Here is a 14,753-nt window from a genome sequence, read left to right as displayed (position 1 = left end):
GCATCGCACGGGCCCTTTGTCTTTGAGGAGCGTGATTGCTCAGAAGATCCGCGAGAAGATCACGTAGAGCGTGGCCGACAGCATGATCGCGCAGGGCAGCGTCAGGACCCAGGCCATCAACAGATTGCGGATGGTCGCCATTTGCAGGCCCGAACCGTTCGCGGCCATGGTGCCGGCGACGCCGGATGACAGCACATGGGTGGTGGAGACCGGCAGGCCGAACACGTCGGCGGCGCCGATCGTAGCGGCGGCCACCAGCTCGGCCGAGGCGCCTTGCGCGTAGGTCAGATGGCTCTTGCCGATCTTCTCGCCGACCGTGATGACGATGCGCTTCCAGCCGATCATGGTGCCGAGGCCGAGAGCGATGGCGACGGCGACCTTCACCCAGGTCGGGATGAACTTCGTGGCGCTGTCGAGCCCGCCCTTGTAGGCGTTCAAGGTCGCGACCTCTTCCTTGTTGAGGTCGTTTTCCTTGTCCTTCATCAGGAAGCGGATCGCTTCCGAGGTCAGGTACATGTCGTTACGGGTGTTGCCGACGACTTCCGCCGGCACCTTGTTGAGCGAGCCGTATTTCGCGACCTGGTCGCCGACATCCTTCACCAGCACCGACAGCGAGGGGTAGGTGCCTTCGCTGATGTGGTGCGAGGTGATGTACTGCGTCACCGCAGGACGGGGATCGCCGATGATCGAGTGACCGGCACCCTTGGCCGCGATCACCTTGGAAGCAGCATCCGAGACCTTCTGGAACTGGGCGACCTGGGATTCCGGCAGTGCGCGGTTGAGCGCATAGGCGGTCGGCACGGTGCCAATCAGGATCAGCATGATCAGGCCCATGCCCTTCTGGCCGTCGTTCGAGCCGTGCGCGAAACTGACGCCGGTGCAGGTCGCGATCAAGAGGCCGCGGATCCAGAGCGGCGGCGCCTTGTTGCCCTCGGGCGCGGCATACAGGGCCGGGTTGCGCACGATGAACTTGAGCAGCAGCAGCAGCGTCGCAGCGCAGATGAAGCCGAACAGCGGCGACAGCAGCAGCGCGTAGCCGATCTCGGTCGCCTTGGTCCAGTCCACGCCCGAGGTGCCGTCGCGACCGCGCATGACGGCGTTGGCGACGCCGACGCCGATGATCGAGCCGATCAGCGTGTGCGACGAGGAGGCGGGCAGGCCGAAGAACCAGGTGCCGAGATTCCACAGGATCGCGGCGATCAGCAACGCGAACACCATCGCGAAGCCGGCGCTGGAGCCGACCTGCAGGATCAGCTCGACCGGCAGCAGCGAGACGATGCCGAAGGCGACCGCGCCGGAGGACATGAGCACGCCGAGGAAGTTGAAGAAGCCCGACCACATCACCGCGACTTCGGCCGGCAGCGAATGGGTGTAGATCACGGTCGCCACCGCATTGGCGGTGTCGTGGAAGCCGTTGACGAATTCGAAGCCGAGCGCGATCAGGAGCGCGACGAACAACAGGATGTAGGGCAGGTAGCTCGTCACGCGTGCGCCGGTTGCGTTGACGTCGACATAGATGCTGTAGGCGACGAACAGCAGGCCCGCGGCGAGGATACCGAAGAACAGGATCATCGTCAGCGGATTGAAGCCCTTGTCGAGATTTGGCCGCGAGGCCGGCTGGATCGGCGCGGGATCGGCTACCGCGCGGTCGAATGCTACATCGGTCATGTCTGGACGCCCCTTAACTTTGAAGTAAGGGTATTGTCCGCGATGGATTTGAAGGCTGGATGACAAGCGGCGGTTGAAAACCGTTTTCCTGCCAGTATTTAGGCGGCCCGCGCGGCTCTCTTCTGCAAGCCGGCAGCGATCTTCAAATCGTCGACAAAACGCTGATATTCCTGCACCTTGGCTTCCGGATCGGGCAGCCGCAGCAGATAGGACGGGTGCACCGTCACCAGCGCTTTGCGTCCGTCGGGAAGGTCGATGAGCCGGCCGCGGGTCTTGCCGATGGGGGTGATCTTGCCGAACACGCTTTGCGCGGCGGTGGCACCCATCGCCACGATCAGATCAGGCTGAATTGCCAAGACTTCCCGCTCATACCATTGCCGGCAGGCCCGGATCTCCGGCGTATTCGGCTTCTGGTGCAGGCGGATCTTTCCGCGCGGCACGAATTTGAAGTGCTTCACCGCATTGGTGACATAGACCTTCTTGCGATCGACACCGGCCTCCTCCAGCGCACGGTCGAGCATCTGGCCGGCCGGACCGACGAACGGATGGCCGGCGAGATCTTCCTTGTCGCCGGGCTGCTCGCCGACCAGCATGATATTGGCGGATCTCGGGCCCTCGCCGAACACGGTCTGGGTCGCGTCCTTGTAGAGATGGCAGGCGCGGCAATGCGCGGCCTCCTCGCGGAGCGCTTCGAGATCGTCGGCAGCTCGCTTGCGTTTCATCGGAGCCTCCGGCCGCTTCTGAGGCTTGTGCGGCTCGGTTGCGGCATTGGCGATCATGGCGCCGGTCATGCGTTCGGCGTCCTCGATCAAGGGCTTAATGATCGAAGCCTCGGGCAGGTTCCTCCAATATTTCTTCGGCATCTCGGCCTGCATCGCCTTCACCTTGAGCCGGGCTGGATTGAAGATGCTGGCGTAATAGCGCCGCCAGGTTTCCTCCAGCCGGTCTTCGCCCGGCGCTTCGCTCTTGCTGACGCCCGGCGTGAACGCGAGCGCGTGGCCGTCCCAATGCGCGCAGAGGCCCGGCGTCAGGATCGACCAGGGCATGTCGGCAAAGCGTTTTGCGAAGAATGGGGCTGCAAGCTCGACGATGTGATGCTCCGGCTCGAACCAGGCAACGTAATGCGCTGCGCGCTCGCGTCCGACCTCGCGGAAGCGGACGAAGGCGTGCATCTTGTGCTCGTCGCGATGGACCGCTCGCGCCATCGCCGTGACTTGCGCGACGTCAGGGTCGGTCGCGACCTCGATGAGGTCGTGGTTGTCCTTCAGCCGAAACAGCAGGCGATAGAGGATCGCAAAGCGCTTGATATCGCGGTGCAGGATTGCAGCCTGGGCGAGTTCGACAAATTTTGCGGAGACATTGAAGGTGCCGTCGTTCACCTCGAGGATCGGAGACGGCGCTTGCGGCGCGAACAGCTCGGCTTCGCCGCCCCGCACGGTCCAGCTGACATCGGTCGGCTGCACATGATGAAGCACGAGGCTGCGCGCGGCTTTGCGCCAGCCGTCGAAATCGGTTTCGTTGTCGAGGGTGATGTACTGCATCAGAAGCCAAATCCCAATTGTGTTGCTTTCGGCTTGAAGCGCTCGATCAGCCCGGCGGCATCGAGACGATGCGGCGAGGGGCGGTGATCGCTGAGGACGATGAATGGCAGGGCCTTGTGCTTGGGCACGTGCAGCCGCGCGAGATCGGAGAGACGGATCGTGGTGGTGCGCCGCGTCGTAATGATGCGCTCGACCGTTTTGGTGCCGAAGCCCGGCACGCGCAGCAGCTCCTCGCGGCTGGCGCGGTTGACGTCGAGCGGGAAGCGGTCGCGATGGCGCAGCGCCCAGGCGAGTTTTGGATCGATGTCGAGCGGCAGCATCGCGCTGTCGTCGACGATCTCGCCGACATCGAAACCGTAGAACCGCATCAGCCAGTCGGCCTGGTAGAGCCGGTGCTCGCGCAGCAGCGGCGGCTGCACCAGAGGCAAGGCGCGGCTGGCGTCGGGGATCGGGCTGAAGGCGGAGTAGTAGACGCGCCGCAGGCGGTAGGCGCCGTAGAGATTGGCGCTGGTGTGGAGAATGGTGTGGTCGGAGGCAGCATCAGCGCCGACGATCATCTGCGTGCTTTGGCCCGCCGGCGCGAAGCGCTGCGGCTTGGCCCTGGTCTTCGCACTGCGGCCTTCCTCGGCCTCGTCGAGCTTCAGCCGCAGCCGGCCCATGGTGCGGCGGATCGCGCGCACGTCCTTCTCCGGCGCGAATTGCTGCAGGCTCGTCTCCTCGGGCATCTCGATGTTGATGGAGAGACGATCGGCATATTTGCCGGCTTCCGCGATCAGCGCATCGTCGGCCTCGGGAATGGTCTTGAGATGGATATAGCCGCGGAAGTGATGCTCCTCGCGCAGCTTTCGCGCGACGCTCACCACCTGCTCCATAGTGTAGTCGGGGCTGCGGATGATGCCGGAGGAGAGAAACAGGCCCTCGATGTAGTTGCGACGGTAGAAGTCGAGCGTGAGCTTGACCAATTCGTCGACGGTGAAGCGGGCGCGCGGCACGTTCGAGGAGGCGCGGTTGACGCAATAGAGGCAATCGTAATTGCAGGCGTTGGTCAGCAGCACCTTGAGCAGCGAGATGCAGCGTCCATCCGGCGCGTAGGAATGGCAGATGCCCATGCCGGGCGCGGTCGAACCCATGCCCTTGCCGTCGCTGGAATCCCGCTTCTCGGTGCCGCTGGAGGCGCAGGACGCGTCGTATTTGGCGGCGTCCGCCAGGATTTCCAGCTTGCGTTGTACGTCCATCTTGGAATCCCTTTGATTCAGCTCATGAATCCGCTTGCGCGCCAATTCGATTGACTCTCTATGCGCCGTTAGCTTTATATTAGAACATATCATGAACAAATGAGCCAGCCGCTGGTTCTCTTTTTGAGAGCCATCGGCAATCACCTCTGAAGGAGCGGCGAGCATGAGCGGCGCACGTCAAAGCGCGCTTGCGACCTTGCGCGGCCAGATCGAGCGTATCGAGACGGCGACGGTCGTGCATCCGCACGATCGCGTCGCACTCGGTCATAGCGAAGCCGACAACGCGCTGAAGGGCGGGCTCGCGCGCGCGGCGATTCACGAGGTGTTTTGTGAGGGACGGCAGGGGACGGCCGCGACCGGCTTCGTCATGGGGCTTGCCGGGCGCGTCTCGGCGCAGCGGCCGTTGCTGTGGGTACGGCAGGATTTCTTGGAGATAGAGGCAGGCGCGCTGTCGATGAGCGGGCTCGCCGAGCTCGGCCTCGATCCGCGCCGCGTGGTGATGGTGCGCGCCGCCGATGTCGAGAGCGCGCTGCGTACCTCGGCCGATGCGCTCGCTTGCGATGCGCTCGGCGCCGTCGTGCTCGAGCTCTGGGGCGAGACCAAGCAGTTCGATCTCGTGGCGAGCCGCAAGCTGACGCTGGCCGCGCAAGGCTCCGGCGTCACCGGCCTGATGCTGCGGATGGCGGCGCAGCCGCTGCCTTCGACCGCGGAGACACGGTGGATGCTGCGCGCGGCGCATTCGCCGCCGGGATCGGTGTGGGACGCATGGGGCGCGCCGCGCTTCGATGCCGAACTCTTGCGTAATCGTCATGGCCCCTGCGGCCGGTGGATCATGGAATGGAATTGTGATGAGTGCCAGTTCAGTGAACCGTCGACGTATTCTCAGCCTGTGGCTGCCGCGCCTGCCCATCGACCGGATCCAGCGTTTCTTCAACAGCGCCGGGCTGGGTAAAACCAATCATGAGCCGAGCATCGTCGTCATCAAGGACAACAATGCGCTGGTGATCCATGCGCTGGACGAGGCTGCCGAGCGCCTCGGCCTGTACATCGGTCAGCCGCTGGCCAATGCGCGGGCGATGTGCCCGGACCTGAAAGTGTTCGATGCCGATGTCGCGGCCGATGCGAAGACGCTTAGCGACATCGCCGACTGGTGCGACCGCTTCACGCCGCTGGTCGCGCTCGACCCGCCGCATGGGCTGTTCCTCGACATCACCGGCTGTGCGCATCTGTTCGGCGGCGAGGCTGCGTTGCTGCAAGCGCTGGTTCGTGCGCTCGGCCGACAAGGCTTTGCCGTCAGCGCGGCCATCGCCGGCACCTCGGTCTGCGCGCGCACGCTGACGCGGCAGGCCACGGGCACCATCGTTGCCGATGGCGAAGAGGCGAGGGCGATCAGCCGGTTTCCGGTGTCCGCGCTCGGTGCGGGCGAGGCCATCACCACCGGCCTGCGTCGCGCCGGCCTCAAGACCATCGGCGACGTCGCCGCGCGCTCGCCGAGCGAGATTACGGCGCGGTTCGGGGCGCGGTTCTCCACGCTGCTCGCGCATGCGCTAGGACAGGGCGATGCGCCGATCAACCCGCGCAAACCGCTGCCTGATTACATCGTGGAGAAGCGTTTCGCCGAGCCGATCGCGACCGACACCATGATCGCAATGACGCTGTCGCGGCTGGCGGACACGCTGATTGCCTCCATGGAGAAGCAGGGCAAGGGCGCGCGCCGGCTGGAAGCCGCGTTCTTCCGCACCGACGGCGTGGTGCGCGCGATCATGGTCGAGACCGGACGTCCGGTGACGCGAAGCGCGGTGATCGACCGGCTGTTTCGCGAGCGCCTCGACGCGCTCGCCGATCCGCTGGATCCCGGTTTCGGCTTCGACATGGTTCGGCTGTCGGCGAGCCGCACCGAGATCGTGGTGCAGGAGCAGCGCGATCTCGACGCCCATGTCCACGACAATGACGAGCTTGCCGCGCTGATCGACCGCATCGCCGCGCGCATCGGCGGAAAGCGCGTCGTCGTGCACCTGCCTGAGGATACCCATATCCCCGAATGTGCGGTGATGGCCGCGCCGGCGCAGCATCATCTCGCCGCCGCCATGCAGGCCGAATGGCCGGCACGGACCGAAAGCGAGCCGCCGCTGCGCCCCTTGAGGCTGTTCGACAAGCCGGAGCCGATCAAGGTGCCGTTCGCGGCCGTGCCGGATGGTCCGCCGCATCAGTTCACCTGGCGCCGCGCGCTGCATGCCGTGGTGAGGGTGGAAGGACCCGAGCGTATCGCGATGGAATGGTGGCGGCAGGACGGCAAGCAGCTGACGCGGGATTACTTTCGCATCGAGGACGCCGAGGGCCTGCGCTTCTGGATTTTTCGCGACGGACTTTACGAGGGGGAGGTGTTCGACGGCGACGGTGAGCCTGCTTCTCCCGGCTGGTATGTGCACGGTCTCTTCGCATGAATACGCCCGCCTATGCCGAAATCGGCATCACCACGAACTTCTCCTTCCTGCGCGGTGGCTCGGATCCGCGAGCCTATGTGCATCAGGCGAGCAAGCTCGGCATTCCCGCGATCGGAATCGCCGACCACAACACGCTCGCCGGCGTGGTGCGGGCCTGGAATGAGCTCGACAATGACAAGGTGTTGCACAAGCCGAAACTGCTGATCGGTGCGCGCATCGTCTTCATCGACGGCACGCCCGACATTTTTGTCTACCCGCGCGACCGCGCCGCCTATGGCCGGCTGTGCCAGCTCCTGACCAAAGGCAAGCGCGGCGACGACATCACGCGGATCGAGAAGGGCGAGTGCCGTCTCACTTTCGCCGATCTCCTGGAATTTTCGGAAGGCCAGCTCCTGGTCCTGACGTTGCCGCATCGCTTCGAGCCGGCGCAGGCGCTGGATGTGCTTGCAAAACTAAAGGCGAGCCGCGCCGAAGGCGTGTGGCTCGCGGCGAGCCTGATCTATCGCGGCGACGACCGGCGCCGCCTGGCACGGCTCGATGACCTCGCCGCCGAAGCAAAAGTGCCGCTGCTCGCGACCAACGAGGTGCTTTATCACGATCCCGGCCGCCGTCCGCTTCAGGACGTGCTGACCTGCATCCGGGAAAAGACCACGATCGAAGCAGTCGGACGGAAGCTGGAAGCCAATGCCGAGCGGTTTCTGAAGACGCCCAGGGAGATGGCGCGGCTGTTCCGCGATATCCCCGAGGCGATCGCGGAGACCATGCGTTTTGCGGGGAAGATCGACTTCTCGCTCGACCAGCTCAAATACCAGTATCCGGACGAGCCGGTGCCGCCGGGCAAGACCGCGCAAGGGCATCTGGAGGATTTGACCTGGGCGGGCGTCGATAAATATTTTGGAGGTAAGATCGACGACAAGCTGCGCGCGACGTTGAACAAAGAGCTCGCGCTGATCGCCGAGCTGAAATACGCACATTATTTCCTCACCGTGCACGACATCGTGCACTACGCGCGCAGCCAGAACATTCTGTGCCAGGGGCGGGGATCGGCGGCGAATTCGGCCGTGTGCTACGTGCTCGGCATCACCTCGGTCGATCCGACCAAGGTCGATCTGCTGTTCGAGCGCTTCATCTCCAAGGAGCGGCTGGAGCCGCCCGATATCGACGTCGATTTCGAGCATTCCCGGCGCGAGGAGGTGATGCAATATGTCTATCGCCGCTACGGCCGCCATCGTGCCGCGATCATCGCAACGGTCATCCACTATCGCCCGCGCAGCGCCATCCGCGACGTCGGCAAGGCGCTGGGCCTGACCGAGGACGTCACTGCCGCGCTCGCCGACACCGTCTGGGGCAGCTGGGGCAAGGGTCTCAACGACATGCAGGTCAGGCAGGCCGGGCTCGATCCACAAAATCCCATGATCAACCTTGCTGTCGAGCTTGCGACCGAGCTGATCGAATTTCCGCGCCACCTGTCCCAGCACGTCGGCGGCTATGTGCTGACGCAGGACCGGCTCGACACCTATGTCCCGATCGGCAACGCGGCGATGGACGACCGCACCTTCATCGAATGGGACAAGGACGACGTCGACGCGCTCAACATGATGAAGGTCGACGTGCTCGCGCTGGGCATGCTGACCTGCATCCGGAAATGTTTTGATCTGATCGCAGACCACAAAGGCGAGCGTTTTGTGCTGGCGAGCGTTCCCCAGGACGACCCCAAGGTTTACGACATGCTGTGTGACGGGGAATCGCTCGGCGTGTTCCAGGTCGAGAGCCGCGCCCAGATGAACATGCTGCCGCGCCTGAAGCCGCGGACCTTCTACGATCTCGTCATCGAAGTTGCCATCGTGCGCCCGGGTCCGATCCAGGGCGACATGGTACATCCGTATTTGCGGCGGCGGAACGGGCTTGAGAAAGTGACCTATCCTTCACCATCGCCCGAGCATGGCCCCGCGGACGAGCTCTACAAGGTGCTGCACAAGACGAAGGGGGTGCCTCTCTTCCAGGAGCAGGCTATGCGCATCGCGATCGAGGCGGCAAAATTCACGTCCGAGGAAGCCAACGGCCTGCGCCGCTCGATGGCGACCTTCCGCAATGTCGGCACCATTGGCCAATACGAGGAGAAGCTGATCGGCAATATGGTCGCGCGCGGCTACGATGCCAATTTTGCCAGAAGCTGCTTTGACCAGATCAAGGGCTTTGGCTCCTACGGCTTCCCGGAGAGCCACGCCGCGAGCTTCGCCCAGCTGGTCTACATCTCGTCATGGCTGAAATATCATCACCCCGACGCCTTCTGCTGTGGCCTCCTGAACTCGCAGCCGATGGGCTTTTATGCGCCGGCACAGATCGTCAGCGACGCCCGCAAGAACGGCGTCGAGGTGCGCGATATCGACGTGTCCTATAGTTTTGCGCAGAACACGCTGGAGAATACTGACGGCAGGTATTGTGCCGTCCGCCTTGGCTTTCGCCAGATCGACGGCTTCCATTGGCTCGATTCCGATGAGGAGGTCCTCAAGAAGGAGCAGGCGAAGCGGCAAGGCAAAGTCTACGTCACTCAGGAGGACTGGGCCGACCGCATCATCGCCGCCCGCAACCGCCGCCCCTTCACCTCGCTGGAGGATTTTGCCCGCGACACCGGCCTGCCCAAGCGTGCGCTGATCCTGCTGGCCGATGCCGACGCGTTTCGCTCGCTCGGGCTCGACCGTCGCGAGGCGCTGTGGCAGGTGCGGCGGCTGCCCGACGACGTGCCGCTGCCGCTGTTCGAGGCCGCAACCGCGCGCGAGCAACCGGACGAGCACGCGCAACCGCTGCCGGTGATGCCGCGTTCCGAGCAGGTGGTCGCGGACTACCAGACCATCCGGCTATCGCTGAAGGGGCACCCGATGGAATTCTTGCGCGAGATGTTTTCGCGCGAGCGCGTCGTCGCCTGCAAGGATGTCAGCCACGCGAACGAGCGCCGGCGCGTCCGCTGCGCCGGCGTGGTGCTGGTGCGGCAACGGCCGGGCAGCGCCAGCGGCGTCGTGTTCATGACGCTGGAGGACGAAACCGGCATCGCCAATGTCGTGGTGTGGCCCAAGATCATGGAGCAGTACCGGAAAGAGGTGATGGGCGCGCGCCTCATCCTGGTCGAAGGCTATATCCAGAGCAGTCCCGAGAAGGTGACGCATCTCATCGCCCAGCGCATGATCGATCGCTCGCACGATCTGGTCGGCCTCGCCAACGACGCCCTGAGCCGCAAGCATCCGGTGCCGGCAGGTGCCACCGTGGTCGAGCCGCTTAACGAAGACTCCCGCGCGCTCACGGACATGCCGGCGCAAAAACACCGCCACCCCCGCAACGTCCGCATCCTGCCGCCATCGCGGGATTTTCATTGAGGGGTGGCGCGGAGTGCTGCCACGTACGGCTGCCGTAGGGTGGGCAAAGGCGCGCCTAAGCGCCGTGCCCACCTCCTTTTGCGGCTCGTCGCGAAGACGTGGGCACGCTTCCGCCTTCGCTCTTCGAGCTACGGCGGACAAGTCGCTTTGCCCACCCTACGAGTTTCCCGCTCGCAATGACGAATTTGTTGAAGTAGCGTGCCACACGCTCAGCCGTCATACGCCGTGAAAGCGGGGTATCCAGTACGCCGCGGCTTCTCGGCTCTAGCCGCGCCGTCTCTGGAATACTGGATCGCCCGATCAAGTCGGGCGATGACAGTGTGCCCTTCTAAAAATTCACCCGGTTCGAGATCGCGCCGTCCACGACGAGATTGGACCCCGTCGTAAACCCCGACACCGGGCTTGCCAGAAACACCGCGGCGCTCGCGATTTCCTGCGGCGTTGCCATCCGGCCGGTCGGATTGCGCTTCATCGCGTCGTTGTAACGCTCGGGCATGTTCTTCTCGACCATCTCCCAGACCCCGCCCTTGAAATAGACGGTGCCGGGCGACACCACATTCACGCGAATCTTCTTCTTCGCATATTGCCGCGCCAGTCCCTTGGCCATGTGGATCAGCGCCGCCTTGATCGGGCCGTAGGAGCTGGCCGTGTCCGCCTGCGCCGCCGAGATCGAGGAGATGATGACGAAGGCGGCGTCGCCGCTTCTCTCGCCGCTCGTTTCGAGGAACGGCCGCGCGGCATCGAAGGCATGCACGGCGCCGAGCAGGTCGAGCTGGAAATTCTGCTGCCAGGATGCTGCATCGTGGCCCTGCGCCATCGCGCCGGCATTGGAGAACAGCATGTCGATGCCGCCGAGCTCTTTTGCGGCACCTTCGATCCAGGATTTCAGCGCCGCGCCGTCAGTCACGTCGACCGGGCCGCCGGTGGCGTTGACGCCCTCCGCCTTCAGCTCGGCAACGGTGGTCGCGACCTGATCGGCATTGCGCGCGCACACCGCGACATTGGTGCCTTCCCCGGCGAGCGTCTCCGCAATCGCCCGCCCGATGCCGCGCGTGCCACCGAGCACGATGGCGTTCTTGCCTTTGAGACCGAGATCCATTGTTGGGTTTCCTTTTTGTTGGTCGTGAGAGTGTAGTCGCGTGCGCGGCATCGCCGCAAATCCCATTGTTCGACCGTCACCCTGAGGTGCCGAGCGTAGCGGAGGCCTCGAAGGGCGACAGCCCGGCTGCCAACTCGGCCGTGCCTCCTTCGAGGCTCGACTTGCGATGCATCGCAGGCCTCGCACCTCAGGATGACGGGATTAGCATTGGAGGACATGCCACCACTTTACGTCCTCACTCCGGCGACGCGCCCACCGGCGGGCCGCCGGGCGGGCGGTGCAGGAAGGTCAGCGAGGCGTAGGCGCCGGCCCAGGAGCCGATCGCCGCGAAAGCGACATAGAACGCGTTTTCGGTGTAGCTGATCACGGCGTAGGAGGAGAGCATGTACCAGACCGCGCTCCAGTTCGCAGCTGACATGCGCTTGCGCGCGATTACAGCCGAGGTGAACATCACATAGACCGCGTCTGTGGCCGCCGTTGCGATGAACACGGCACCTGCGGTGAGAGGATCGATGGCGGCCATTGCATGTCCTTATATGCTAATAGGATGTTGAAAGCTAAAGGGAGAGAAGGGTCATGCAAAGCCCCGCCGACATTCTCAGGGATATCTGGACCTCCGCCGGCGGCGATGCGTCCGCGCTCGAACGTGTGCGCTTGACCGGAGAGGAGCCGCAGATTCCATCCTCCTTTCGTGTTGCTGTTGCCGGCCAAACCACGATTGCTGCGGCGGGCCTTGCAGCGGCCGAGATATGGAGACAACGCAGCGGCGAAACCCAAAACGTCTCCGTCGACATGCGCCACGCCGTCGCCGAATGTCGCTCCGAGCGCTATCTGCGCCTCGACGACAAGCCGCCACCGCCGGCCTGGGACGCCATCGCCGGCGTCTACAGGAGCGGCGATGGCCGCTTCGTTCGCTGCCACACCAATTTCCCGCATCACCGCGACGCCGTCTGCAAGGTGCTCGGCTGCGAGGCGGAGCGCGACAAGGTGCAGGCCGCGCTGATGCAATGGAAGGGCGAGGATTTCGAGACTGCGGCATACGCCGCGGGCGGCGTGGTCGCTCTGATGCGGAGCTACGACGAATGGTCGGCTCTGCCGCAGGCGCGCGCGCTCGCCGGGTTGCCGCTGCTCTCGATCGAGAAGATCGGCGATGCCCCGCCAAAGCCGTGGCCAAAAGGCGATCGTCCGCTGTCAGGCCTGCGCGTGCTTGATCTCTCCCGCGTCGTCGCAGGCCCCGTCGCCGGCCGCACGCTCGCTGCGCATGGTGCGGACGTGCTGCTGGTGTCAGGGCCGGAGCTGCCCGCCATTCCCTGGCTCACCATCGACACCGGCCGCGGCAAGCTCACCACGTTCGTCGAGTTGAAGGGCGAGACGGGCAGGGCGCAAATGCGCGAACTGTTGCGGAACGCCGACATCTTCTCGCAGGGCTATCGCCCGCGCGCGCTCGCCGCCCTCGGCTTCGCTCCCGAGGATGCAGCGCAGATCAATCCGGGCATCGTCTATGTGACGCTGTCGGCCTATGGCCACGCCGGCCCCTGGGCCGAGCGGCGCGGCTTCGATTCCCTCGTGCAGACCACGACCGGATTCAATCATGCCGAGGGACGTGCTGCCGGTCTCGATGGTCCCAAGGAATTGCCGGCACAGATGCTCGATCACGCCACCGGCTATCTGATGGCGTTCGGTGCGATGATGGCCAAGGCGCGTCAGGCGCGCGAAGGCGGCAGCTGGCACCTGCGTGTGTCGCTGGCGCAGACCGGGCGCTGGCTTTGGGATCTCCGCCGGCTCGATGGCGGCCTGCATACCCCGGATCTTACGGGCGAAGCCGTACATACTGCGTTCATCGAGAGCATGCCATCTGGCTTCGGCATGTTGAAGGCGGTGCGCCATGCGGCGATGCTGTCGAAGACGCCGGCGCAATGGAGCCGCCCGGCAATGCCGCTCGGCAGTCATCCGGCACAGTGGCCGTCGCGAAGCTGACGTGAAGCTGACATGTCGCGAAATTTTAACGCAAACCGAAAGGCGCGCAGCGTTTTTTAGGTTGTTTGGAATTGCAATTCGGCACTATTAGCGCAACCGATAAGGCAGGCATCTGCCGAGATCGTCGCAGACACGACCGGGCTCCATGGTAGTTGAAAATACCAAGCGATTGCAGGTGTTTACGAAACAACGGGTGATCACATCCGTAGTTTTACTAGCTCTTGCCGGCGTTGGGGCCTACGGCTTTCGCTACGTCGGCGCCAAAGAAAAGAAGCACTCCGAGATCTCCAGCCAGTCGCGCAGGAATGCGCAGAATTTCACGCCGACGCCGTCGGAATGGGCGACGCTGACGATCGAGCCGGTCAAGGCCAAGGCCTTCCGCGCCGAATATGTCACCGAAGGCAAGGTCGCCGTCGACGAGGACCGCTCGACACCGGTGTTCTCGCCCTATGCCGGCCGCGTCACCAAGCTGCTGGCCAAGCCGGGTGAGATGCTGAAGCAGGGCCAACCGCTGTTCACGATCGAGGCCGCCGACACCGTGCAGGCCCAGAACGATTTCATCGCGGCGATGACCTCGCAGAACAAGGCGAAGTCGGCGCTCGAGCTCTCCGACATCCAGTTCAAGCGCGCCAAGGACCTCTATGAGGGCCATGCCATTCCGCTGAAGGATTATCAGCAGGCCGAAGCGACCCAGGTTCAGGCGCGCAACGACATGCGCTCGTCGGAGACTGCGCTGGAAGCCGCGCGCAACAAGCTGCGCATCCTCGGCTTCACCGACGAGACCATCAAGGCGTTCCAGGACAAGGGCGTGATCAATCGGGAAGTCACGATCTATTCGCCGATCTCCGGCACGGTCGTGCAGCGCAAGATCGGCCCCGGCCAGTACGTCAATTCCGGCGCCAGCGATCCGGTCTTCGTGGTCGGCGATCTCTCCACGGTCTGGCTCACCGCCTTCGTGCGTGAGAGCGATGCGGCCGCGATCTGCATCGGGCAGGACATCACGGTCAACGTGATGGCGCTGCCGGGCCGCCCCTTGAGCGCCAAGATCAATTACGTCGCTGCCGCGATCGACCCCAACACCCGCCGCCTGCAGGTTCGCGCCACCATCGACAACAAGGACGGGCTGCTCAAGCCCGAGATGTTCGCCAACGTCACGATCTATTCGGCCGGCGATCGCGCCGCGCCCGCTGTGCCGAAGCAGGCGTTGATCTATGAAGCCGACAAGGTCCGCATCTGGGTCGCGCGCGAGGACAAGTCGGTCGAGCTGCGCCAGATCAAGATCGGCCTCATCAACGGCAACCTCGTCGAGGTCACCAGCAATCTGAAACCCGGCGAGCAGATCGTCACCAAAGGCAGCCTGTTCATCGACCGCGCGGCGTCCGGCAGCTGATCGACGACCCAAAAAATTGCAGACAAAC

The 14,753-nt window shown here is 64.2% G+C and carries 10 protein-coding genes; 5 read left to right on the top strand and 5 right to left on the bottom strand.

Going from position 1 to position 14,753, the window contains the following annotated elements:
• Nucleotides 1-39: 39 nt before the first annotated feature.
• The 3 genes from GGD61_RS18970 to GGD61_RS18960 form a co-directional block, all read right to left on the bottom strand.
• A complete protein-coding gene (locus tag GGD61_RS18970) occupies nucleotides 40-1,668 on the bottom strand; it encodes an inorganic phosphate transporter (RefSeq protein WP_091953325.1) in 1,629 nt (542 codons plus the stop codon).
• A 98-nt stretch (nucleotides 1,669-1,766) separates the two neighbouring features.
• Nucleotides 1,767-3,209, bottom strand: a complete 1,443-nt coding sequence (locus GGD61_RS18965) for a UdgX family uracil-DNA binding protein (protein ID WP_092256732.1) — start codon at nucleotides 3,207-3,209, stop codon at nucleotides 1,767-1,769.
• The gene (locus tag GGD61_RS18960) at nucleotides 3,209-4,444 is read right to left on the bottom strand and encodes a putative DNA modification/repair radical SAM protein (RefSeq protein WP_026201542.1); all 1,236 of its coding nucleotides are present in this window, start codon (nucleotides 4,442-4,444) and stop codon (nucleotides 3,209-3,211) included. Before GGD61_RS18960 ends, GGD61_RS18965 begins: the two co-directional genes overlap by 1 nt.
• A 163-nt stretch (nucleotides 4,445-4,607) precedes the next feature.
• On the opposite strand from GGD61_RS18960, the gene GGD61_RS18955 reads away from it, so the two are divergent.
• Genes GGD61_RS18955 through GGD61_RS18945 form a run of 3 tightly spaced genes read left to right on the top strand, consistent with a single transcriptional unit; the run spans nucleotide 4,608 to nucleotide 10,259 of the window.
• Nucleotides 4,608-5,396 (top strand): ImuA family protein, encoded by a 789-nt coding sequence (locus GGD61_RS18955; protein WP_092256729.1) that lies wholly within the window; start codon nucleotides 4,608-4,610, stop codon nucleotides 5,394-5,396.
• Nucleotides 5,293-6,888 carry a DNA polymerase Y family protein gene (locus tag GGD61_RS18950; protein ID WP_183230990.1) on the top strand — a complete coding sequence of 532 codons (1,596 nt, stop codon included), beginning with the start codon at nucleotides 5,293-5,295 and terminating at the stop codon, nucleotides 6,886-6,888. The genes GGD61_RS18955 and GGD61_RS18950 overlap by 104 nt, the downstream gene beginning before the upstream one ends.
• Nucleotides 6,885-10,259: an error-prone DNA polymerase gene (locus GGD61_RS18945; protein ID WP_092256726.1), complete on the top strand. Its 3,375-nt coding sequence runs from the start codon at nucleotides 6,885-6,887 to the stop codon at nucleotides 10,257-10,259. The genes GGD61_RS18950 and GGD61_RS18945 overlap by 4 nt, the downstream gene beginning before the upstream one ends.
• A 328-nt stretch (nucleotides 10,260-10,587) precedes the next feature.
• On the opposite strand, the gene GGD61_RS18940 is transcribed toward GGD61_RS18945, so the two are convergent.
• Both GGD61_RS18940 and GGD61_RS18935 read right to left on the bottom strand, forming a co-directional pair.
• Nucleotides 10,588-11,358 carry an SDR family NAD(P)-dependent oxidoreductase gene (locus tag GGD61_RS18940; protein WP_092256723.1) on the bottom strand — a complete coding sequence of 257 codons (771 nt, stop codon included), beginning with the start codon at nucleotides 11,356-11,358 and terminating at the stop codon, nucleotides 10,588-10,590.
• 235 nt (nucleotides 11,359-11,593) lie between these two features.
• Nucleotides 11,594-11,881 (bottom strand): hypothetical protein, encoded by a 288-nt coding sequence (locus tag GGD61_RS18935; RefSeq protein WP_092256720.1) that lies wholly within the window; start codon nucleotides 11,879-11,881, stop codon nucleotides 11,594-11,596.
• A 53-nt stretch (nucleotides 11,882-11,934) separates the two neighbouring features.
• Between GGD61_RS18935 and GGD61_RS18930 the strand changes: the two genes are divergently transcribed.
• Nucleotides 11,935-13,335 carry a CoA transferase gene (locus GGD61_RS18930; RefSeq protein WP_092256716.1) on the top strand — a complete coding sequence of 467 codons (1,401 nt, stop codon included), beginning with the start codon at nucleotides 11,935-11,937 and terminating at the stop codon, nucleotides 13,333-13,335.
• A gap of 145 nt (nucleotides 13,336-13,480) precedes the next feature.
• Nucleotides 13,481-14,725, top strand: coding sequence for an efflux RND transporter periplasmic adaptor subunit (locus tag GGD61_RS18925; RefSeq protein WP_092256713.1), 1,245 nt, complete (start codon nucleotides 13,481-13,483; stop codon nucleotides 14,723-14,725).
• Nucleotides 14,726-14,753: the final 28 nt, after the last annotated feature.

This window comes from Bradyrhizobium sp. SBR1B (genome assembly GCF_014198205.1).
Classification (GTDB): Bacteria; Pseudomonadota; Alphaproteobacteria; order Rhizobiales; family Xanthobacteraceae; genus Bradyrhizobium.
The sequence above is the reverse complement of the archived record's forward strand: the minus strand, read 5'-3'. Positions and strand labels throughout refer to the sequence as shown.

Coding starts and splice junctions, on each gene's coding strand:
- GGD61_RS18940 (WP_092256723.1), bottom strand. CDS start 11,358: ATGGATCTCGGTCTCAAAGGCAAGAACGCCATCGTGCTCGGTGGCACG.
- GGD61_RS18935 (WP_092256720.1), bottom strand. CDS start 11,881: ATGGCCGCCATCGATCCTCTCACCGCAGGTGCCGTGTTCATCGCAACG.
- GGD61_RS18955 (WP_092256729.1), top strand. CDS start 4,608: ATGAGCGGCGCACGTCAAAGCGCGCTTGCGACCTTGCGCGGCCAGATC.
- GGD61_RS18970 (WP_091953325.1), bottom strand. CDS start 1,668: ATGACCGATGTAGCATTCGACCGCGCGGTAGCCGATCCCGCGCCGATC.
- GGD61_RS18965 (WP_092256732.1), bottom strand. CDS start 3,209: ATGCAGTACATCACCCTCGACAACGAAACCGATTTCGACGGCTGGCGC.
- GGD61_RS18930 (WP_092256716.1), top strand. CDS start 11,935: ATGCAAAGCCCCGCCGACATTCTCAGGGATATCTGGACCTCCGCCGGC.
- GGD61_RS18945 (WP_092256726.1), top strand. CDS start 6,885: ATGAATACGCCCGCCTATGCCGAAATCGGCATCACCACGAACTTCTCC.
- GGD61_RS18950 (WP_183230990.1), top strand. CDS start 5,293: ATGAGTGCCAGTTCAGTGAACCGTCGACGTATTCTCAGCCTGTGGCTG.
- GGD61_RS18960 (WP_026201542.1), bottom strand. CDS start 4,444: ATGGACGTACAACGCAAGCTGGAAATCCTGGCGGACGCCGCCAAATAC.
- GGD61_RS18925 (WP_092256713.1), top strand. CDS start 13,481: ATGGTAGTTGAAAATACCAAGCGATTGCAGGTGTTTACGAAACAACGG.